Raw genomic sequence first — 19715 nt, 5'->3', positions numbered from 1 at the left:
AATCGCAAATACTGGGTCGAACTGTACTGCATGGGTGTTCAGGGATTTGTTTGTCTGTATTGGCCTCTTCGCGGGACAAGCCCGCTCCCACAGATTCATTACTGCACTCAAAGGTGGTAGTGAACCTGGGGGAGCGGGCTTGTCCCGCGAAGAGGCCGGTACAGGCGCTTCGCAAATTACTGGGCGAAGGCCCGCCCCAGACCGCCTGGCACACCACTGCTGTCGGTTTCCTGCCATGGCCCATCGGGGTTCAACGACCAGCTCCAGCCATTGTCATACCGGTAGTAGGTACGCTGCCGGTAGAACGTGTTGGGCTTCTTCTCCAGCACGTAGACGCCAAGCTTGGGGTCCCAGTGGCTGGCACCGCCCGGTGGCGGCGCGAAGCTGGCGGAGGTACGCGGCATCGGTTTGGGGATCGCCGCCGGCTTGCTCGGTTGCGTCGATGGCTGCCCCCCCGGCAAGGGCTTGACCACCGGCCCTGGATGCGACGGCACCGTTTCGATCGGCGGCGAGGGCTGTTCATACGGCTCACGCACCGTACACGCGGACAAACCCAGGGCCAGGGTGATCAAGGTGAGGCGAACGGTACTGTGCATGGCTGGGTTCTCTTACGGGTCGGGGCTGTCGATGATCAGCTGCTGGGTGGCCTGGGTCGAAGTGGCCAAGGGTGCGCCCTTGCCGATCCACTCACCCTGGGTGGGCTTCCCGGCGCGGGACACACGTGCAACCAGTTGGACTTCGGCAAAGTCCGACAGTTTCATCTGCGGCATCATCGCATCGGCGTCGGACAGTTCGACTTCCAGCGGCAACTGCGCCACGGTCACCCGCTTGGCCGCCAGCGGCATGGGCGGCCCGTTGCTGGCGCGGGCGAAGATGAACACGGTGTCGTCGGGCTTGACCTTGTCCTTGAGCGCCGCTGCCAGTTCCACCCGCACCTTCAGGCGCGCGGCGACCGGTTTGCTGACGTTCCCGCCCAGGCGTTCTGCGGCGCGGTCGATACCACCTTGCAAGGCCGCGCGCGAGGCATCGCCTTCAGGCAGCTGCGTCAGCAGGCGCGTCCAGTAATCGATCGCTTCCTGGTAGCGCTCGCCTTCGAACGCGGCGATACCCCGCAGGCCAAGGCTTGTGACCTCATTGGGGTCAGCCTTGAGTGCCTCGTCGGTCAGTGCCTGCACCTGCGCGTTCCATTGCTTGTTGGCAGCGAAGTACAGCGCCTGCGCCCATTGCCCGAGCAACTCGGGCTGGCGGCCGGCCAGTGCCACGGCGCGCTCGTAGGTGCGTGCGGCATCCGCCGGACGTTCCTCGGCCATGTAGGCGCGACCGAGGAAGTACAAGCCTTCGGCGGAATCGGGCTGGGCTTCGACCGCTCGCTCCAGGCGCTGGGTCATTTCTTCCAGGGTTTTCGGTGCATAGCCGAATTCCTGGGTCAGCTGAACCTGGTCGGCCGCACCAAAGTGCAGGTACATGCCCAGCCCCAGCACCGGCACCAGCACCGCTGCCAGCAAAGGCAGGGCCTTGCCCAGGTGCCCCTGGCGCGAGGTGTCGGCACCTTCGGTGTCGGCCAGCAGTTCCCGCGCGGCCTCGTCGCGACCCGCGGTCAGCTGCGCGTCGTCGAGCACGCCGGCGGCCTGCTGGGCCGCCAGCTCGGCGACACGCTCCTGGTACAGGGCCACGTTCAAGGCCGTACGGTCTTCTTCCTGCTGCTGGCGACGGCCGCGCAGGATCGGGATCAGCAGAAAGCCGAGGGCGGCGAGCAGCAGCAGGCCCGCGCTAAGCCAGAATTCAGTCATGGTTCTGTTCTTTTTCCAGCAGTTTGGCGAGACGCTCGCGTTCTTCCACGGACAAGTGCTCCGCGCCCTGGGCAATCGGTGCCCGGCGCCGGCGAACGATCACCGCCAGCACCGTGAAGCCCCCTACCAGCAAGATCCCCGGGCCGAACCACAGCAGCCAGGTACGCCCACTGAGCGCCGGCTTGTAGCGCACGAAGTCACCATAGCGGTCGACCATGAAGTCGACGATCTGCTGGTTGCTCTTGCCCTCGCCGAGCATGCGGAAGATCTCCCGGCGCAGGTCGGCGGCGATCGGTGCATTGGAGTCGGCGATGTCCTGGTTCTGGCATTTCGGGCAGCGCAGTTCCTTGGTCAGTTGCTGATAACGCTCACGCTCGGCGTCATCGCGGAACTGATAGGTATCGATGGCCGCCTTGGCCACACCGGCCAGGCTCATGCCCAGCACGGCGGCTGCAAGCCAGCGCTTCATGGCCGGGCCTCGTCGACCAGGCCCTGGTACAGCGGCGCCAGCTGCTCGCGCCAGACGGTGGCATCGACGACGCCCACGTGCTTGTAGCGGATGATGCCCTTGGCATCGATCAGGAAGGTTTCCGGCGCGCCGTACACGCCCAGGTTCAGCCCAAGACTGCCCTGCTCGTCGCGGATATCCAGCTGGTACGGGTTGTGGAATTCGGCCAGCCACTTCAAGGCAGCGGCATTGTCGTCCTTGTAGTTGATGCCGTAGATCACCACGCCCTGCCCGGCCAACTGGTTGAGGTACGGGTGTTCTACCTTGCACGACGGGCACCAGGTGGCCCATACGTTGACCAGCGCCGGACGCCCCTGCAGGTCGGCCTCGGTGAGGGTGCGATCACCTTGGCTCGAGGCCAGGGAAAATGCCGGGAATGGCTTGCCGATCATTGCCGAGGGCAGCTCGTCGGGCTTGAGGAACAGTCCTTTGTACAGAAAGACCGCCAGCAGCAGGAACACTGCCAGGGGCACTACCATGATCCAACGCTTCATGCAGCTGCTCCAGACACGCCCAGGACATCACGCACCCGGGTCTTGACCTTGACGCGGTAGCGCCGGTCGAGGGCCGCCAGCAAACCGCCCAGGCCGGTCAGCAGACCACCCAGCCAGATCCAGCGAACGTAAGGCTTGATATGCACCCGCACCGCCCAGGCGCCGTTTTCCAGCGGCTCGCCAAGGGCTACGTACAGGTCGCGAGTGAAGCCGGCATCGATTCCCGCTTCGGTCATCATCGACTGCTGCACGGTGTACAGGCGTTTTTCCGGGTGCAGGGTGGTCACTTCACGGCCGTCGCGGCTGACCACGACGGTGCCCTTGTCGGAAATGAAGTTAGGCCCTTCGAAGTGCGTGGCGCCCTGGAACAGGAAGTGATACCCACCAAGCTCCACGCTTTCGCCGGGTGCCATGCGCAGGTCGCGCTCGGCACTGTTGTTGCTCGACAGCACCACGCCCAGGGCGCACACCGCCAGGCCCAGGTGCGCCAGTTGCATGCCCCAGTAGCTGCGGGTCAGGCCGCGCACGCCTTTGGCCAGGCCCTTGTGGCGGGTCTTGTCGAGAATGTCGCGCAGCCCGCTGAGCACCACCCAGGCGGCCAGTGCGAAGGCGGTCAGGGTCGGCCAGTCGAAGTCGTCTACGATGAAGCCGGCCAGCGGCGCCAACACGGCGCTGCCGATCAGCACCGGGGTCATCATGCTCGCCAGCCACGTGCCTGGGGTGTCCTTCCAGCGCACCACCACGCCAATTCCGAGCACCACCATCAGCAGCGCCATCAGTGGCAGGAACAGGGCGTCGAAGTAAGGCGGCCCGACCGACAGCTTGGCCCCGGTCAGGGCATCGAGCACCAGCGGGTAGAGGGTGCCGAGCAGGATCATCGAGGCGGCCACCACCAGCACCAGGTTGTTGGCCAGCAGCAGCGTCTCGCGCGACCACAGGGCAAAGCCCACCTGGCTCTTGACCACCGGTGCGCGCAGGGCGAACAGGGTCAGCGAGCCGCCGACCACGAACAGCAGGAAAATCAGGATGAACACACCGCGCGCCGGGTCGGAGGCAAATGCATGCACCGAGGTCAGCACGCCGGAACGCACCAGGAAGGTGCCCAGCAGGCTCAGCGAGAACGCGGCGATCGCCAGCAGTACCGTCCAGCTCTTGAACACCCCGCGCTTTTCGGTCACCGCCAGCGAGTGGATCAGCGCCGTGCCCACCAGCCACGGCATGAACGAGGCGTTTTCCACCGGGTCCCAGAACCACCAGCCGCCCCAACCGAGCTCGTAGTAGGCCCACCAGGAGCCCAGGGTGATGCCCACCCCGAGAAACGCCCAGGCGACGATCGTCCATGGCCGCGACCAGCGCGCCCAGGCGGCATCCAGGCGCCCGCCGAGCAGTGCGGCGATGGCGAAGGCGAAGGCCACCGAGAAGCCCACATAGCCCATGTACAGCATTGGAGGGTGAACGATCAGGCCGAAATCCTGCAGCAGCGGGTTGAGGTCGCGACCATCCATCGGCACTTGCGGCAGCAGGCGCTCGAACGGGTTGGAGGTAATGATCAGGAAGCTCAGGAAGCCCACGCTGATCATGCCCATCACCGCCAGCACCCGGGCCAGCATCACTTGCGGCAACTGCCGCGAGAACACCGACACGGCGAAGGTCCAGCCGCCGAGGATCAAGGCCCAGAGCAGCAGCGAGCCTTCGTGCGCGCCCCACACGGCACTGAACTTGTAGTACCAGGGCAAGGCGCTGTTGGAGTTGCTGGCCACATAGGCCACCGAGAAGTTGTCGGTCATGAAGGCATGGGTGAGGCAGGCGAAGGCAAAGGCCAGGAAGGCGAACTGCCCCCAGGCTGCCGGGCGCGCCAGGCCCATCCACAGGCTGTCGCCGCGCCAGGCACCGAGCAGCGGCACGGTGGCCTGCACGGCGGCGAAGCAGATGGCGAGGATCATCGCCAACTGGCCGAGTTCGGGAATCACCAGGGCTGCGTTCATGGCTTGGCCTCCGCCTGGCCGCTTTCCTTCAAGGCCTTGGTGACTTCAGGCGGCATGTACTTCTCGTCGTGCTTGGCCAGCACCTCGTCGGCCACCACCACGCCTTCGCCATTGACCTTGCCCAGGGCGACGATGCCCTGCCCTTCACGGAACAGGTCCGGGAGGATGCCGCGGTAGGTGATCGGCACCGACTTGTTGAAGTCGGTGACCACGAAGCGCACGTCGAGCGAGTCGCCCGAGCGCTGCACCGAGCCCTTCTCGACCATGCCGCCAGCGCGAATGCGCGTGTCCAGCGGTGCCTCGCCATTGGCGATCTGGGTGGGGGTGTAGAACAGGTTGATGTTCTGCTGCAGGGCGCTCAAGGCAAAGCCGACGGCCACCGCGACCCCGGCCAGCAGGCCGAGGATCAGGAACAGGCGTTTCTTGCGCTGCGGATTCACAGGTTGTTCTCCCGGCGCAGACGGCGCGCCTCTTCTTGCAGGTAGCGACGGCGGGCCAGCATGGGCGCTGCGACATTGACCGCCAGCACCGTCAGGCAGATGCCATAGGCCGACCAGACGTACAGGCCATGGTGGCCCATGGCGAGAAAATCGCCGAATGAAGAAAAGCTCATCACGCGGCCCTCCGACCCAGGCTGTTCAACACTTCATCCTTGACCCAGCTGGTACGCGCCTCGCGCTTGAGCACTTCAAGGCGCATGCGCAGCAACAGCACCGCGCCGAAGAAGCAATAGAAGCCCAGTGCCGTGCACAGCAGCGGCAGCCACATTTCGACTGGCATGGCGGGCTTTTCGGTGAGGGTGAAGGTGGCACCCTGGTGCAGGGTGTTCCACCACTCCACCGAGTACTTGATGATCGGGATGTTGATCACACCGACGATGGCCAGTACCGCGCAGGCCTTGGCCGCGCTGTCACGGTTGGTGATGGCCTGGCCCAGGGCGATGATGCCGAAATACAGGAACAGCAGGATCAGCATCGAGGTCAGGCGTGCATCCCAGACCCACCAGCTGCCCCAGGTCGGTTTGCCCCAGATCGCCCCGGTAACCAGTGCCACTGCGGTCATCCAGGCGCCGATGGGGGCCGCGCATTGCAGGGCGACGTCGGCCAGCTTCATCTTCCATACCAGCCCGACCACCCCGGCCACTGCCAGCAGCACATAGCACGATTGGGCGAGCATGGCCGCCGGCACGTGGATGTAGATGATGCGGAAACTGTTGCCTTGCTGGTAGTCCTCGGGGGCGAAGGCCAGGCCCCAGATCACGCCGGTGGCCAGCAGCAGGATGGCGGAGACGGTCAGCCACGGCAGCATGCGGCCGCTGATGGCATAGAACCATTTGGGGGAACCCAGTTTGTGGAACCACGTCCAGCTCATTTTCATCAGGGTACATCCAGGGTATTAGCCGGGCTTGAAAGCCCGGGACTCGTTATTCGCCGACGCTGATCTTCAGGCCGGCCGCTATCGCAAAGGGTGCCAGGGTTACCGCCAAGGCAGTCAGGCTCGCCAGCCACAGCAGATGGCCGGTAGCCGGCATATTCTGCAACGCCGCCTGCAACGCACCACTGCCCAGGATCAATACAGGGATATACAACGGCAGAATCAGCAACGCCAGCAGCAAACCACCGCGCTTGAGACCGACCGTCAGCGCCGCGCCGACCGCGCCCAGCAGGCTCAACACCGGCGTACCCAGCAACAGTGAGCCAAGCAACACCGGCAGGCAGTGGCTCGGCAAGCCCAGCATCAGCGCCAGCAGTGGCGCCAACAATACCAGTGCCAGGCCAGAAAAGATCCAGTGCGCCAACACCTTGGCCAGCACCAGCATGGCCAAGGGGTGTGGCGACAGCACCCACTGCTCCAGCGAGCCGTCCTCGAAATCGCTGCGAAACAGGCCATCGAGCGACAGCAGCACGGCCAGCAGCGCCGCGACCCAGACCAGCCCCGGTGACAAGGTTTGCAACAATTGGCTTTCCGGGCCTACCGCCAAGGGGAACAGCGCCACGACGATGGCGAAGAATACCAACGGGTTGGCCAGCTCGGCCGGGCGGCGGAACAGCAGGCGCGCTTCGCGGCGCAACAACAGGATGAATACGCTCATGCTGCCCATTGCCCCAGGTTGAGTTCACGGTAACCGGAGGGCTTGCGCTCCAGGGTGTGGTGGGTGGTCAGCACCACCGTACCGCCCTGCTCGCAATGGGCCGCCAGGTGCGCTTCGAGCTGCGCCACGCCTTGCTTGTCGAGCGCGGTGAAGGGTTCGTCGAGGATCCACAGCGGCGGGCTGGCCAGGTGCAGACGGGCCAGCGCCACGCGGCGCTGCTGGCCGGCCGACAAGGTATGGCAAGGCACATCTTCGAAACCGCGCAGGCCAACGGCTTCAAGCGCCGACCAGATTGCATCGCGGCCGGCCGGCTGGTGCAGGGCGCACAGCCAGGTGAGGTTCTCCTCGGCAGTGAGCAGGTCCTTGATGCCCGCCGCGTGGCCGATCCACAGCAGGATGCTGGCCAGCGCATGGCGCTGCTCGGCCAATGGCTGGCCGCCCAGCAGGATCTGCCCGGCAGTGGGTTGCATCAGCCCGGCCAGCAGGCGCAGCAGGCTGGTCTTGCCGCTGCCGTTGGGGCCGCTGATCTGCAGCATGTCGCCGGGCCGCAGTTCGAAATGCAGGTGCTCGAACAGCAGGCGCCAGTCGCGCTCGCAGGCCAGGCCCACGGCTTGGAGGTGAAAGGTCACGGTTTCGCCTTATGCAGTGTCTCAAGTCGCCCGGCTCGCTGCCGTTACAGTGGCAATGGCGGACGGCCCGCATTATTACATGCGCGGCCTCGCTGCCAAGAGGGCGGGCTCGACAGGTTGTATACAATCATGACTGAAATCAATAGTCTCGGCGCACAAACCGCTGTCAATTCCCAGGCGATCAAGGCGGCGATGACGGGCGAGCTGCTCAACCTGACCCAGGCGCAGCCCGGCCTGCTCAAGCCAGGCGAGACCGCGCAGGCCGAGGTGTTGACGCTGAAACAGAGCGGCAGCGAGTTCCAGCTGGTGCTGCGGCTTCTGCAGGCCAACGGCAACCAGGCCCAGGTGCAGGCCAGTGCCAGCCAACCGCTCGCCCCAGGCAGCCAGGTCACTGTCAGCCAACCGCAAAGCGATCGCCTGGCCGTGATGGTGCAACAGGCCAATGCCAGCAACGTCGCCACCCTGACCCAGCTCGATACCGGCAAAGTCCCGGTCGGCACCCTGCTGCAGGGCAAGGTGCTGACCAGCCAGTGGCTGCAGAACCCAGGCGCAGCGGCCACCTACCGCTCGCTGGTCAGCCTGCTCAACACCGCCCAGGCCGGCGCCACCCTGACCCTCGACAGCCCTCGCCCCCTGGCCGTCGGCAGCCTGCTCAGCGCCTTGGTGCAGGGAGATCAGTCGCTGCGTTTCGTGCCCCTGAGCGGGCGCCAGGAGCAACTGAACATCACCCAGCAACTGGCCAGCCAACAGGGGCGACAAGCCTCCCTCACGGGGCTGCTCGACGCGCTGCAGCAATTGGCCCGCAGCGGCGATGGCGAATTGCGCGGCAGTGCCGAACGCCTGCTGGCCAGCCTGCCGGATGCCCGCCAACTGGGAGAGGCCAAGGGCCTCGCCCAGGCGCTGAACAACAGTGGTGCGTTTCTCGAAGCCAAGTTGCTGGGCGGGCTGGCGACGGGCGCGGACATCAAAGCCCAGTTGCTGCGCCTGGTGGGGCAAGCGTCAGGAGATGGCGCGCCAGCCTTGAACAATCTTTCGACCCTGGCCCAGGTCATGCCGGCAATGGCCCGCAGCGCCCTGGGCATGCTCAGGCGCGCTGCTCCACTGCAACCACCTGGCGCCTTTCCGCTACCCTCACGGCTGCTGCAGGCGATGGAAAACGAAGGGGACCTGCAGCAACTGCTGCGCCTGGCCGCTGCCGCTGTTTCGCGCCTGCAAAGCCACGCACTGAGCAGCCTGCAACAGACCGGCACGCTGGAAAACGGCAACCTGCAGACCACCTGGCAAACCGAAATTCCGGTTCGTCACGGCCAGGAGTTCATCCCGCTGCAAGCCAAACTGCAGCGCGAAGAGACCCCGGAGCAGCAAGCCGACCCCAGGCGCGAACAACGCGACCCGCTGGAATCGCTGTGGCGCATCGAACTGGCCTTCGACCTGCCACCGCTGGGGCCGCTTCAGGTCCAGGCACAGTTGAGCCAGGGCCGCCTCAGCGGCCAGCTGTGGGCAGAAATCCCCAACACCGCGCGCCTGATCGACAGCCAATTGGGCACCCTGCGCGAGCGCCTGCTGGCCCGGGGCCTGGAGGTCGGCGACCTGGCCTGCCACCCTGGCACGCCGCCACAAGGCCCGCGCACTCGCCTCGAACAACGCTGGGTGGACGAAACCGCATGACCGACAGTCTCCCCCTCCAGGCGATTGCCCTGACCTATGACGGCCAACAGGCCCCCACCTTGAGCGCCAAGGGCGACGACGCGCTGGCCGAGGCCATACTCGCCATCGCCCGCGAGCACGAAGTGCCGATCTACGAAAACGCCGAACTGGTGCGCCTGCTGGCGCGCCTGGAGCTGGGCGAGCAGATACCCGAGGCGTTGTACCTGACCATCGCCGAAATCATTGCCTTCGCCTTTCACTTGCGCGGCAAGGTACCCGCCGGCTTCAACGACCAGCCCGGCGACCCGCACGACATCACGCCGGCGCTGCTGCGCCTGCCGCCCGGCTCCAGCACTATGTAGCACCTAGCCCTGGGGTTGGCACTGAACCCTTGCGTTCCCTTTACGCAACAGGTGAACCCCATGCCAACGACTTATGTGAACGCAGCCGGCGTGCAATTCGTGCGCGACTTGCTCGCCCATGTTCCCAGGCCCGACCTCGAAGCCAGCCGCCGCATCGGCGAGTGGGCCCGCAGCAGCCAGGGGCTGGAACTCGACCCCGACAAGACCGATGTGGTAACGCTGCACTACCGCGGTCACCAGGCGGTTGTCGCCAGCAGGATGTCGCTGACCCAGGCCATGCTCGCGAACTGGCAAGGCGAATCGAACAACAATCTGCTCGGTGGATTGATCGGCGCACCCTGGGCCGGCTATTTCCCCGAAGGACAGCTGCAGATCGTCGACGCCCTGCCAGCTGCCGATACGTTGTCCAATGGCGCAGCGTATTCAGTCTTCAATGGCCTGTTCCGCAGGGTCGCCCCCCTTGCCTATGACGCCACGACCCATGTGCCGGTAAACGTAGAAGCCTTGCAGCAGTTCATCTGGAACCTGGATTTCCACACCCGCTTCATCACCCTGCTCGATGACTACTGGGGGCAGCACCTGGCCAAACACCGCCTGGCCGCGAAAATCAGCTTCGTCGCGGCCTGCAACAAGCAGGTCAGCCAAGGCTCGCTAAGCGAAGCGGCGCGCGAGCTGGCCTGGCAGGCCGCAGGGCTGTCGAAACGCTCGCCGGGGCTGAAAATCCGCCCACTGAACATCTATGGCTATGTCGCCACCGATGTGCTGTGTATCGCTGATCGCGCCGGGCCAACGGTGCTGTTGTACCTACCGGGCGGTGCCTCACCGCTGCACGTGTTCGACGGCATGGGCGCGATGAAGGACTGGGTTGCCCAGCAATGCCGAAGCGCTGACACACGAGAAGCGCTACGCAGCCACTTCCGCCTCGCCGACATGCCGGACGGCCTGGATTTCAGCGGCCTGGACACCGCGCTGGATGGCCTGGCAGCCTACCCGGGCATTCACCATCGCTCACCCAACCGGCCGGGCTTCACCACCGATGGCCGCTGGGCACCTGCAGACTACGTGAACTACCGCGCCGACACGTACAGCCCCTCGGTTCGCGGCGACCTGTTCCAGGCGTTGAGCGAGTACCAACGCCAACGCAGCCACGATGACGCCGAGTTCATCATCACCAGCGGCAATGAGGTGACCGAAGCCAGATGGCGCGGCTACCTGAGCACTACCCTCAACCTGCTGGCACCGCTGGCGCTGCTAGTGCCAGAACTGGCACCGCTGTTCGCGCTTGGCGGCATCGCCCAGTTCGGCCTCGGAGTCGACCAGGCCGTCAACGGCAAGTCGCTGGATGCCAAGGCCGACAGCCTGGACAGCATCGAATTCGGCCTGCTCAACGCCGCGCCTCTGGTAACCGCTGCGGGTCTGAAGGCGACCGAGCTCTTCAGCATCAAACGCGACGGCTTCGTGTTCCCCACCTGGATCAACGAACGCTGGGGATACCCGCTGAGCCCGGTTTCACCACCACACTTGCCCGAGCTGGACGTCGCGGACTATTTCGTCATGAACGACGCCATCGCCCCCTTGCCCGGTGGCGATCCTGCAGTGGCCGCATCGGTAATTCGCCAACCGCTGTACAACGGCGAACTGGACCAACTGCAAGCCTCCCGCGGCGGCTATGGCTTCAGCGTGATCTATGACATGGAACGTGATGCATTCATCGCCGAAGACGAAGCCAATGCCGTGATGCCGACCTTCTACATTGCCCGGGACGGCGATATGGACCTCTCTCCTGCCGATGCCATGGCGCGCCCCGTCACCGACCAAATGCGCACCAGAACCCTGCGCTCGCTAGGGGTCGAGTTGCCCCTGCCGGTCGAGATACCCACGCTGGAGACCGAGCGACTGCAAGCGATCCCCAAGCGCATCTCCTCGATCTGGGTGGGCAACAAGGTGATCGACGCCAAGCTGCTCGATAATTTGGCGGCAAACGCACGAAGGCTGACCGGCAGCGAATACCGTTACCGGCTGTTTCTGTCCAATGCGGCGCCAGAGGCGTTCGCCGAGAACACCCGGTTGCTGGCCGAACAGGCGCCGGGCGTGGAAGTGCTTACCCTCGAAGAGCATGCGTTCTATGCATCGTTCAGGGAAAGCCCGTACTTCGCGCAGTACCAGCATGCAATCGACGGCAACGGTGGCGTCGCCAGCAACTTCTCGTCAGCCTCGGATGTATTGCGCTACCCGTTGCTGGACCACGAAGGCGGGCTGTACATGGACATCGACGATACGCTACTGGGCGCCCACGAAGACCCGCGTCGTGATCCGCGGCAACCTGCACCCCAGGACAGGGCGGCCATCGATAACCTGACCCTGGCCACCACACCGGAAGGGCTGTTGCTGCCGCCACCCATGAGCAACCAGAAACTGGGGATGAACTGGGAATACAACACCAGCCTGATCGGCAGCCACCCCAACAACCCTACCCTGCGAGCGATCTCGGCTGAAATGCACGCGCGCTATCTGGCCGAACCCGGGTTCTATGACAGCCGACCGGACATTGCGAGCGATTCGCGCGGGTTCTATCTGTATGCCAACCGCCTGAACCGAATGACCGGTCCGCGCTTGCTCACCGATGTTGTCGAGCAGCAACTGCCTGGGTTGGGCACATTGCGGCAGGTCTCCAACCTCTATGCGATGCGCCGGCTCAACAGCAGGCTGTTCATCCCTCACGAGGCCTTCATGGAGGCCTGGCGCGAGCAGTTGCCGCTGGACCGCATCGCCAGCACCGGCGGCAACAACTCCTGGATCCACACCTGAAAGCTTGCCCAGGCCGTCATGCGGCCCGGGCAATGCTGTCACTCGCTGCGGTGCAGCTTGCTCATCAACTCCGCCTCGGCCCGGGTCAGCCCACAGGTTTCGCTCAGCTCCGCCACGCTCGCACCCATGCCCACCAGCCGGGCGGCCTGGGTGAAGGTGACATTGCTCGGATCGCGCTGCTCCAGCCGTTCCAGGCGGTCAGGCAGGGTCGCTACCGTCGTGCGCAGTTCATGGAGGGCCTCGCCCATGCGCACCGTGCCGTTCTGGTAGTCCTCCAGGCTTTTTGCCAGGTCCTTGATGCGCTGGTCACGCAGCGCATCACCGATCGCCTGCTGGGCAGCCAATTCTCGTTGGCGCTTGCTGTAGTTGAGGAAGAACCACAGGCTCAGCGCCCACAGCAGCGCCAGTAAGATGACAGCAACCTCGAAAATCAACTCAGATGTTCTCCAGCTCGGACCACTCTTCCTCGGTCATCATCTTGTCCAGCTCGACCAGGATCAGCAGCTCGCCGTTCTTGTTGCACACGCCCTGGATGAACTTGGCCGACTCATCGTTACCGACGTTCGGTGCGGTTTCGATCTCCGACTGGCGCAGGTAGACCACCTCGGCCACGCTGTCGACCAGGATGCCGACCACCTGCTTGTCCGCCTCGATGATGACGATGCGGGTGTTGTCGGTCACATCCGAAGGCATCAGGCCGAAGCGCTGGCGGGTGTCGATCACCGTCACCACATTGCCGCGCAGGTTGATGATGCCCAGCACGTAGCTTGGCGCGCCCGGAACCGGGGCGATCTCGGTGTAGCGCAGCACTTCCTGCACCTGCATGACGTTGATGCCGTAGGACTCGTTGTCCAGACGGAAGGTTACCCATTGCAGGATCGGATCTTCGGAACCTTGTGCAGACGACTTTTTCATTCCCCTAGCCCTCAAATGCCGCCATTGGCGGTGTGTTCGCAGTTATTGGTGTTTGCCATGCAGCTGCTTGACCGCGCCGCTGGCGATCAGCTCGGCCAGTTCGGCAACGTCCAGCAGTGCACACATGTGTTCGATGACCGTGCCGGCCAGCCACGGGCGCTGGCCACGCTGGCTGCGCCATTTGATCTCCGACGGGTCCAGGCGCAGCGAGCGGCTGACCTGGTGCACGGCCAGCCCCCATTCGTAGCCCTGCACGGAAATCACGTAGTTCAGGCCCTGGCGGAAGTCGTCGCGGTAGCGGTCGGGCATGACCCAACGCGCGGTGTCCAGTACCTTGAGGTTGCCCGCCTGGCAGGTCAGGATGCCGAGAAACCAGTCCGGCTGGCCGAACAACGGCGTCAGTTCCTGCCCCTCCAGGCTGTAGATCGAGCCCAGGCACACCAGCGGCACCGCCAGGGTCAAGCCGGCGACGTCGAACAGCAGGCACTCGAACGGCTCGGTGGCCCAGGCCGGGCGACCCTCCACCGTGGCAGGCGGCGACGGTACGTCCGCCGCCGGCAGGTGCACCTCGACCAGCGGCGCGACCGGCTCTGGCGCCTGCACCTCGGTCAGTACCGGGATGCTGGCTTCGGCCACCACCTGGGCCTCGACCACGGCCACCACCGGCTCTTCGACGGGCAGCACGGCCGGCAATACCCTCACCTTCGGCTCGGCGAAAGGCTTGGGCGCGATGCTCGCCACTGGTGCCGACGGCTGGGCGTCTCGGGCCTGCTCCTCGCGCACGGCGGCGGCGAATTCGTCGCCCGGCGGCAGTTCAAGCACATCGTCGGCTTCGGTGGCCTCCTGCAGCAGGCCGTCCAGGTAAGACTGCAAGGCCATCTGTGGCCGGGTGCCGCTCTTCAGGGTCATGACACCACCTGCACTGCGCTCTTGTAGGTAAGCAGGTGCTTGAGCAGCGCCCGGTAGGCAATCACGCCACGGCTCTTGCCATCGAACTGCGACGGCGTGAGGCCGTTGCGGCTGGCATCGCGCAGGCGCGTATCGACCGGGATATAGCCCTGCCAAACCTGCTGCTCATAGGCATCGCGCAGCACCTTGAGCGTGCCCAGGGAGGCCTGGGTGCGGCGATCGAACAAGGTCGGCACGATTTGATAAGGCAAGGCCTGCTTGCGCGAGCGGTTGATCATGGCCAGGGTGCCGATCATGCGTTCCAGCCCCTTGACCGCCAGGAACTCGGTCTGAACAGGGATCACCAGTTGCTGGCTGGCCGCCAGGGCATTGACCATCAGCACGCCGAGCAGCGGCGGGCTGTCGATCAAGGCGAAGTCGAAATCCTGCCACAGCTGCGCCAGACTCTTGGCGATCACCAGGCCCAGGCCACTCTGCCCCGGCGACTGGCGCTCCAGCACCGCCAGCGCGGTGCTCGACGGCAGCAGCGAGATACGTTCGTCGCTGGTGGGCAGCAACAACTGCCCGGGCAAGCCCTGCGGCACCTGCCCCTTGTGCAGGAACAGGTCGTAGCAGCTGTGCTCCAGGGTATCGGGGTTGTGCCCGAAGTAGCTGGTCATCGAGCCATGCGGGTCGAGGTCGACGACGACCACGCGCTTGCCCGCCTCGGCCAGCAAACCGGCCAGGGCGATGGTGGTGGTGGTCTTGCCGACCCCGCCTTTTTGATTGGCTACTGCCCAGACTCTCATAAGGACAACTCTTGACTCATTGATTTAGCGCCGACCCTTGTGGGAGCGCGCTTGTCCCGCGAACACGGGCATAGCCCGTGCCATCCACCGCGGTGCCTGCTTCGCGGGACAAGCCCGCTCCCACAGGGACCGCGCTCTTCCAGGCAAGACAGTATGCGGTGACAGAGAATTGACGAGTTATTGCCCCGCCCCCGTTGCTGGCGTTGCCGGTGCACTTTGTGTGCCAGCACGCCGCAGGGCGGCGTCCGGGCTGGCGTTGGCACTGCCGGTTGCGGTCAGGCTGCGGCGCACTTCAAGGTTGCGTGAGATCACCAGCACCACCCGACGGTTACGGGCGCGGCCTTCGGCGGTGTCGTTGCCGGCCACCGGCTGATACTCGCCATAGCCCACCGAGGCCATGCGCGCCGGGCTCACTCCGTTCATGGCCAGCAGGCGGACGATGCTCGCCGCACGCGCCGACGACAGCTCCCAGTTGGTCGGGTACTGCGCCGTGCGAATCGGCAGGTTGTCGGTGAAGCCTTCGACGTGCACCGGGTTGGCGAACGGCTTGAGGATGTTCGCCACCTTCTCGATGATGGCGAACGCCTTGTCGCTGGGCATGGCGTCGCCGCTGCCGAACAGCAACGATGAGTTCAGTTCGATCTCGACCCACAGCTCGTTGCCGCGCACGGTCATCTGGTCGGACTTGATCAAGTCGCCAAAGGCGTCGCGCACATCGTCGCTGATGGACTTGAGCGGGTCGACGCTGGTTTGCGAAAGGCCCGCGTCGGTCTGCTCGCTGTCCTTGATCAGCGGGTCGGCCGGTTTGACGCTGAGCGGCTGTTCATCGCCGATGGGGATCGGCTTCATGCTCCGCTCGGGGTCGTTGAACACCCCCAGCAGCGCTTGCGAGATGACCTTGTACTTGCCCTCGTTGATCGAGGAAATCGAGTACATGACCACGAAGAAGGCGAACAGCAAGGTGATGAAGTCGGCATACGACACCAGCCAGCGCTCATGATTCTCGTGTTCCTCGGTGTGACGACGGCGACGCATGGGTTACTCCATGAAGCCTTGCAGCTTCAGCTCGATCGAGCGCGGGTTCTCGCCTTCGGCAATCGACAGCAGGCCTTCGAGGAGCATTTCTCGGTAGCGCGACTGGCGCAGCACGATGGCCTTGAGCTTGTTGGCGATCGGCAGCAGGATCAGGTTGGCGCTGGCCACACCGTAGATGGTGGCGACGAAGGCCACGGCGATGCCGTTGCCCAGCTGCGACGGGTCGGCCAGGTTGCCCATCACATGGATCAGGCCCATCACCGCGCCGATGATGCCGATGGTCGGCGCATAGCCGCCCATGCTCTCGAACACCTTGGCGGCCTGGATATCGCGGCCTTCCTGGGTCAGGAAGTCGACTTCGAGGATGCTGCGGATCGACTCCGGCTCGGCGCCATCGACCAGCAGTTGCAGGCCCTTGCGCGCATACGGGTCAGGCTCGGCATCGGCCACGCCTTCAAGGCCCAGAAGGCCTTCCTTGCGCGCCGTCAGGCTCCAGTTCACCACCCGGTCGATACCACCGGCCAGGTCCACCCGGGGCGGGAAGATGATCCAGCGCAGGATCTGCAGGGCGCGCTTGAACGACGACAGCGGCGCCTGCAGCAAGGCCGCCGCCAGGGTGCCGCCGAGCACGATCAGCGCCGCCGGGCCATTGAGCAGCGCACCGACGTGGCCACCTTCGAGGAAATTGCCGCCGACGATGGCGACGAAGGCCAGGATCAGGCCAATCAGGCTAAGGACATCCATCAGACACAGGCCTCTACCAGGTGCTTGCCGATTTCGTCCAGGCTGTACACCGCATCGGCCAGGTTGGCCTTGACGATGGCCATGGGCATGCCATAGATCACGCAGCTGGCTTCATCCTGGGCCCACACGGTGCTGCCGCCCTGCTTGAGCAGGCGCGCGCCTTCACGGCCATCGGCGCCCATGCCGGTGAGCACCACCGAGAGCACCTTGTCGCCATACGACTTGGCCGCCGAACCGAAGGTGATGTCCACGCAGGGCTTGTAGTTGAGGCGCTCGTCGCCAGGCAGGATCTTCACCGTGCCGCGGCCGTCGACCATCATCTGCTTGCCACCGGGGGCCAGCAGCGCCAGGCCTGGGCGCAGCACATCGCCGTCCTCGGCTTCCTTGACGTTGATCCTGCACAGCTTGTCGAGGCGCTCGGCGAAGGCCTTGGTGAATGCCGCCGGCATGTGCTGGATCAGCACGATCGGTGCCGGGAAGTTGGCCGGCAGCTGGGTCAGCACCCGCTGCAGGGCCACCGGGCCGCCTGTGGAGGTGCCGATGGCCACCAGTTTGTAGGGCTTGCGCTTGGGAGTTGGCGAGTGCGTCGGCGCCGGTGCCGACGCACGCGCAGGCAACGGCGCGCGCGCAGGTGCCGGGCTGGCCAGGCTGCTGGCCGGCGCAGGGGCGGCAGGTGCTGGCGGGGCGACCGGTGCCGGGCTGGCATAGCTGCCGAAGCGGCGGTTGCTGCGCGAGAGGGTGTGCACCTTCTCGCACAGCAGCTGCTTGACCTTGTCCGGGTTGCGCGAGATGTCCTCGAAGTTCTTCGGCAGGTAATCCACCGCACCGGCATCCAGCGCGTCGAGGGTGACCCGGGCGCCTTCGTGGGTCAGCGAAGAGAACATCAGTACGGGCGTCGGGCAGCGCTGCATGATGTGCCGCACCGCGGTGATGCCATCCATCATGGGCATTTCGTAGTCCATGGTGATGACATCGGGCTTGAGCGCCAGCGCCTGGTCGATCGCTTCCCTGCCGTTGGTCGCGGTGCCCACGACCTGGATCGTCGGATCCGCCGAGAGGATTTCCGAGACGCGGCGGCGGAAGAAACCGGAATCATCCACCACCAGGACCTTGACTGCCATAAACACTCCATTAGGCAGCGCAGCCCGCCAGGGTGCGCCACCGAAAATCAAATACGCCGTGCCGCGTAACGCTTGAGCATGCTCGGCACGTCGAGGATCAGCGCGATGCGACCGTCGCCGGTGATGGTGGCGCCGGACATGCCCGGGGTGCCCTGCAGCATCTTGCCCAGCGGCTTGATCACCACCTCTTCCTGGCCCACCAGCTGGTCGACCACGAAACCGATGCGCTGGGTGCCCACCGACAGGATCACCACATGCCCCTCGCGCTGCTCTTCGTGCACCTGGCCCTGGACCAGCCAGCGCTTGAGGTAGAACAGCGGCAGCGCCTTGTCGCGCACGATCACCACTTCCTGGCCGTCGACCACGTTGGTGCGCGACAGGTCGAGGTGGAAGATCTCGTTGACGTTGACCAGCGGGAAGGCGAACGCCTGGTTGCCCAGCATCACCATCAGGGTCGGCATGATCGCCAGGGTCAGCGGCACCTTGATGACGATCTTCGAACCCTGGCCCTTGGCCGAGAAGATGTTGATCGAGCCGTTGAGCTGGGCAATCTTGGTCTTGACCACGTCCATGCCGACGCCACGGCCGGACACGTCGGAGATTTCGGTTTTGGTCGAGAAACCCGGGGCGAAGATCAGGTTGTAGCAGTCCGACTCGCTCAGGCGCTCGGCGGCGTCCTTGTCCATCAGGCCTTTTTCCACGGCCTTGGCACGCAGGATATTGGGGTCCATGCCCTTGCCGTCGTCGGAGATCGACAGCAGGATGTGGTCGCCTTCCTGCTCGGCCGACAGCACCACGCGGCCGGTGCGGGCCTTGCCGGCGGCTTCGCGTTCATCGGGCATTTCCACGCCGTGGTCGACGGCGTTGCGCACCAGGTGCACCAACGGGTCGGCCAAGGCCTCGACCAGGTTCTTGTCCAGGTCGGTCTCTTCGCCGACCAGCTCCAGGTTGATCTCTTTCTTGAGCTGGCGGGCCAGGTCGCGGACCAGGCGCGGGAAGCGGCCGAAGACTTTCTTGATCGGCTGCATGCGGGTCTTCATCACCGCGGTCTGCAGGTCGGCGGTGACCACGTCGAGGTTGGACACCGCCTTGGACATGGCTTCATCGCCGCTGTTCAGGCCCAGGCGTACCAGGCGGTTACGCACCAGCACCAGCTCGCCGACCATGTTCATGATCTCGTCCAGGCGCGCAGTGTCGACGCGCACTGTGGTTTCCGCTTCGCTGACCGCGTGCTTTTCGGCAGCGGGCGCAGCCGGACGGGGCGCAGCCGCAGGTTTGGCAGCGGCCGCAGGGACAGCGGGAGCCGGAGCCGGCTTGGCCACGGGCTGGCTTTCGGCCTTGGCAGCCACCGGTGCCGCAAGCGCAGCAGGCGCCTCGGCCGCAACACTGTCACCGGAGAACTTGCCCTTGCCATGCAACTGGTCGAGCAGCGCCTCGAACTCGTGGTCGCTGATCTCGTCGCTGCTGGTCGGGGTTTCGCTGGCCACCGGCGCGACGCCGGGCAGCGCATCGGCCTGGAAGGTGCCCTTGCCGTGCAGCTGATCGAGCAGCGACTCGAATTCCTCGTCGGTGATCTCGTCGCTCACCGGCGCACTGGCGGTGGCAACCTGCGGCTCGGCAGCGGCGACTTCGGGCGAGAACTGGCCCTTGCCGTGCAACTGGTCGAGCAGCGATTCGAACTCGGCGTCGGTGATTTCGTCGCCCGAACCACTGAGGGCCTCGCCTTGCAGCTGCTCGGCGGCAGCCTCGGCCTCGGCCTTGACCGCGTCGAGCGAGTCGAGCAGCTGCTCGAACTCACTGTCGGTGATGTCCACCTCGGCAACGGGCGCCTCGACCACCGGCGCGGCCACGGCCGCTGGCGCCTCGGCACCGGCCGGCTCGGCCAGCC

21 protein-coding genes are annotated in these 19715 nt (G+C 65.2%); 3 read left to right on the top strand and 18 right to left on the bottom strand.

From position 1 onward, the window contains the following. Positions 1 to 176 precede the first annotated feature (176 nt). From PMI38_RS16880 to ccmA, 10 genes are read right to left on the bottom strand one after another with little or no spacing between them, the layout of a single operon-like run. Entirely contained in the window at positions 177 to 596 is a 420-nt protein-coding gene (locus PMI38_RS16880; RefSeq protein ID WP_008096287.1) for a hypothetical protein, read from the bottom strand. Between the two features lie 12 nt (positions 597 to 608). After that, the gene (gene ccmI, locus PMI38_RS16875) at positions 609 to 1790 is read right to left on the bottom strand and encodes a c-type cytochrome biogenesis protein CcmI (protein WP_008096284.1); all 1182 of its coding nucleotides are present in this window, start codon (positions 1788 to 1790) and stop codon (positions 609 to 611) included. Further along, positions 1783 to 2259: a cytochrome c-type biogenesis protein gene (locus PMI38_RS16870; RefSeq protein WP_008096282.1), complete on the bottom strand. Its 477-nt coding sequence runs from the start codon at positions 2257 to 2259 to the stop codon at positions 1783 to 1785. The genes ccmI and PMI38_RS16870 overlap by 8 nt, the downstream gene beginning before the upstream one ends. Then, a complete protein-coding gene (locus PMI38_RS16865; protein WP_008096281.1) occupies positions 2256 to 2792 on the bottom strand; it encodes a DsbE family thiol:disulfide interchange protein in 537 nt (178 codons plus the stop codon). The genes PMI38_RS16870 and PMI38_RS16865 overlap by 4 nt, the downstream gene beginning before the upstream one ends. Continuing rightward, entirely contained in the window at positions 2789 to 4762 is a 1974-nt protein-coding gene (locus tag PMI38_RS16860) for a heme lyase CcmF/NrfE family subunit (protein ID WP_177324917.1), read from the bottom strand. Before PMI38_RS16860 ends, PMI38_RS16865 begins: the two co-directional genes overlap by 4 nt. Positions 4763 to 4773: 11 nt before the next feature. Then, positions 4774 to 5217: a cytochrome c maturation protein CcmE gene (ccmE, locus tag PMI38_RS16855; RefSeq protein WP_008096277.1), complete on the bottom strand. Its 444-nt coding sequence runs from the start codon at positions 5215 to 5217 to the stop codon at positions 4774 to 4776. Then, the gene (gene ccmD / locus PMI38_RS16850; protein ID WP_008096275.1) at positions 5214 to 5390 is read right to left on the bottom strand and encodes a heme exporter protein CcmD; all 177 of its coding nucleotides are present in this window, start codon (positions 5388 to 5390) and stop codon (positions 5214 to 5216) included. Before ccmD ends, ccmE begins: the two co-directional genes overlap by 4 nt. Beyond that, entirely contained in the window at positions 5390 to 6154 is a 765-nt protein-coding gene (locus tag PMI38_RS16845) for a heme ABC transporter permease (protein WP_008096272.1), read from the bottom strand. The genes ccmD and PMI38_RS16845 overlap by 1 nt, the downstream gene beginning before the upstream one ends. Positions 6155 to 6200: 46 nt before the next feature. Beyond that, positions 6201 to 6869 (bottom strand): heme exporter protein CcmB, encoded by a 669-nt coding sequence (ccmB, locus tag PMI38_RS16840; RefSeq protein ID WP_008096270.1) that lies wholly within the window; start codon positions 6867 to 6869, stop codon positions 6201 to 6203. Then, a complete protein-coding gene (gene ccmA / locus PMI38_RS16835) occupies positions 6866 to 7498 on the bottom strand; it encodes a cytochrome c biogenesis heme-transporting ATPase CcmA (RefSeq protein WP_008096268.1) in 633 nt (210 codons plus the stop codon). Before ccmA ends, ccmB begins: the two co-directional genes overlap by 4 nt. A 129-nt stretch (positions 7499 to 7627) precedes the next feature. Between ccmA and fliK the strand changes: the two genes are divergently transcribed. From fliK to PMI38_RS16820, 3 genes are read left to right on the top strand one after another with little or no spacing between them, the layout of a single operon-like run. Beyond that, positions 7628 to 9166 carry a flagellar hook-length control protein FliK gene (gene fliK / locus PMI38_RS16830; protein ID WP_008096266.1) on the top strand — a complete coding sequence of 513 codons (1539 nt, stop codon included), beginning with the start codon at positions 7628 to 7630 and terminating at the stop codon, positions 9164 to 9166. Beyond that, positions 9163 to 9507 carry an EscU/YscU/HrcU family type III secretion system export apparatus switch protein gene (locus PMI38_RS16825; RefSeq protein ID WP_008096264.1) on the top strand — a complete coding sequence of 115 codons (345 nt, stop codon included), beginning with the start codon at positions 9163 to 9165 and terminating at the stop codon, positions 9505 to 9507. Before fliK ends, PMI38_RS16825 begins: the two co-directional genes overlap by 4 nt. Positions 9508 to 9567: 60 nt before the next feature. Further along, the gene (locus PMI38_RS16820) at positions 9568 to 12315 is read left to right on the top strand and encodes a dermonecrotic toxin domain-containing protein (RefSeq protein ID WP_008096262.1); all 2748 of its coding nucleotides are present in this window, start codon (positions 9568 to 9570) and stop codon (positions 12313 to 12315) included. 38 nt (positions 12316 to 12353) lie between these two features. Here the strand turns inward: PMI38_RS16820 and PMI38_RS16815 are convergent, their stop codons facing one another. The 8 genes from PMI38_RS16815 to PMI38_RS16780 all read right to left on the bottom strand — a co-directional run. After that, on the bottom strand, positions 12354 to 12749 hold the full coding sequence (locus PMI38_RS16815; protein ID WP_008096260.1) for a DUF2802 domain-containing protein: 396 nt from the start codon (positions 12747 to 12749) through the stop codon (positions 12354 to 12356). A gap of 1 nt (position 12750) precedes the next feature. Further along, on the bottom strand, positions 12751 to 13230 hold the full coding sequence (locus PMI38_RS16810; RefSeq protein ID WP_008096258.1) for a chemotaxis protein CheW: 480 nt from the start codon (positions 13228 to 13230) through the stop codon (positions 12751 to 12753). Positions 13231 to 13272: 42 nt separating this feature from the next. After that, positions 13273 to 14139 (bottom strand): CheW domain-containing protein, encoded by an 867-nt coding sequence (locus PMI38_RS16805; protein WP_008096257.1) that lies wholly within the window; start codon positions 14137 to 14139, stop codon positions 13273 to 13275. Further along, complete coding sequence (locus PMI38_RS16800) at positions 14136 to 14927, bottom strand: ParA family protein (protein WP_008096256.1); 792 nt, start codon at positions 14925 to 14927, stop codon at positions 14136 to 14138. The genes PMI38_RS16805 and PMI38_RS16800 overlap by 4 nt, the downstream gene beginning before the upstream one ends. Positions 14928 to 15104: 177 nt before the next feature. Next, positions 15105 to 15962: a flagellar motor protein MotD gene (gene motD / locus PMI38_RS16795; protein WP_008096253.1), complete on the bottom strand. Its 858-nt coding sequence runs from the start codon at positions 15960 to 15962 to the stop codon at positions 15105 to 15107. A 3-nt stretch (positions 15963 to 15965) separates the two neighbouring features. Beyond that, on the bottom strand, positions 15966 to 16706 hold the full coding sequence (locus PMI38_RS16790) for a flagellar motor protein (protein WP_008096251.1): 741 nt from the start codon (positions 16704 to 16706) through the stop codon (positions 15966 to 15968). Beyond that, positions 16706 to 17827, bottom strand: a complete 1122-nt coding sequence (locus PMI38_RS16785; protein ID WP_008096249.1) for a protein-glutamate methylesterase/protein-glutamine glutaminase — start codon at positions 17825 to 17827, stop codon at positions 16706 to 16708. The genes PMI38_RS16790 and PMI38_RS16785 overlap by 1 nt, the downstream gene beginning before the upstream one ends. A gap of 47 nt (positions 17828 to 17874) precedes the next feature. After that, positions 17875 to 19715 (bottom strand): chemotaxis protein CheA (locus PMI38_RS16780; protein ID WP_043273820.1); only part of this gene is annotated, 1841 nt, incomplete at its 5' end.

Origin of the sequence: Pseudomonas sp. GM84, assembly GCF_000282535.1 — a bacterium.
GTDB lineage: Bacteria > Pseudomonadota > Gammaproteobacteria > Pseudomonadales > Pseudomonadaceae > Aquipseudomonas.
Note: the sequence above shows the minus strand (reverse complement) of the source record. Positions and strands in the feature narration are given on the sequence as shown.

Excerpts from the sequence above, each read along its gene's own strand:
- PMI38_RS16800 (WP_008096256.1), bottom strand. The coding sequence starts at position 14,927 with ATGAGAGTCTGGGCAGTAGCCAATCAAAAAGGCGGGGTCGGCAAGACC.
- ccmI (WP_008096284.1), bottom strand. The coding sequence starts at position 1,790 with ATGACTGAATTCTGGCTTAGCGCGGGCCTGCTGCTGCTCGCCGCCCTC.
- PMI38_RS16785 (WP_008096249.1), bottom strand. The coding sequence starts at position 17,827 with ATGGCAGTCAAGGTCCTGGTGGTGGATGATTCCGGTTTCTTCCGCCGC.
- PMI38_RS16790 (WP_008096251.1), bottom strand. The coding sequence starts at position 16,706 with ATGGATGTCCTTAGCCTGATTGGCCTGATCCTGGCCTTCGTCGCCATC.
- ccmD (WP_008096275.1), bottom strand. The coding sequence starts at position 5,390 with ATGAGCTTTTCTTCATTCGGCGATTTTCTCGCCATGGGCCACCATGGC.
- PMI38_RS16820 (WP_008096262.1), top strand. The coding sequence starts at position 9,568 with ATGCCAACGACTTATGTGAACGCAGCCGGCGTGCAATTCGTGCGCGAC.
- PMI38_RS16810 (WP_008096258.1), bottom strand. The coding sequence starts at position 13,230 with ATGAAAAAGTCGTCTGCACAAGGTTCCGAAGATCCGATCCTGCAATGG.
- motD (WP_008096253.1), bottom strand. The coding sequence starts at position 15,962 with ATGCGTCGCCGTCGTCACACCGAGGAACACGAGAATCATGAGCGCTGG.
- PMI38_RS16865 (WP_008096281.1), bottom strand. The coding sequence starts at position 2,792 with ATGAAGCGTTGGATCATGGTAGTGCCCCTGGCAGTGTTCCTGCTGCTG.
- ccmB (WP_008096270.1), bottom strand. The coding sequence starts at position 6,869 with ATGAGCGTATTCATCCTGTTGTTGCGCCGCGAAGCGCGCCTGCTGTTC.
- PMI38_RS16825 (WP_008096264.1), top strand. The coding sequence starts at position 9,163 with ATGACCGACAGTCTCCCCCTCCAGGCGATTGCCCTGACCTATGACGGC.
- PMI38_RS16805 (WP_008096257.1), bottom strand. The coding sequence starts at position 14,139 with ATGACCCTGAAGAGCGGCACCCGGCCACAGATGGCCTTGCAGTCTTAC.
- fliK (WP_008096266.1), top strand. The coding sequence starts at position 7,628 with ATGACTGAAATCAATAGTCTCGGCGCACAAACCGCTGTCAATTCCCAG.
- PMI38_RS16845 (WP_008096272.1), bottom strand. The coding sequence starts at position 6,154 with ATGAAAATGAGCTGGACGTGGTTCCACAAACTGGGTTCCCCCAAATGG.
- PMI38_RS16870 (WP_008096282.1), bottom strand. The coding sequence starts at position 2,259 with ATGAAGCGCTGGCTTGCAGCCGCCGTGCTGGGCATGAGCCTGGCCGGT.
- PMI38_RS16880 (WP_008096287.1), bottom strand. The coding sequence starts at position 596 with ATGCACAGTACCGTTCGCCTCACCTTGATCACCCTGGCCCTGGGTTTG.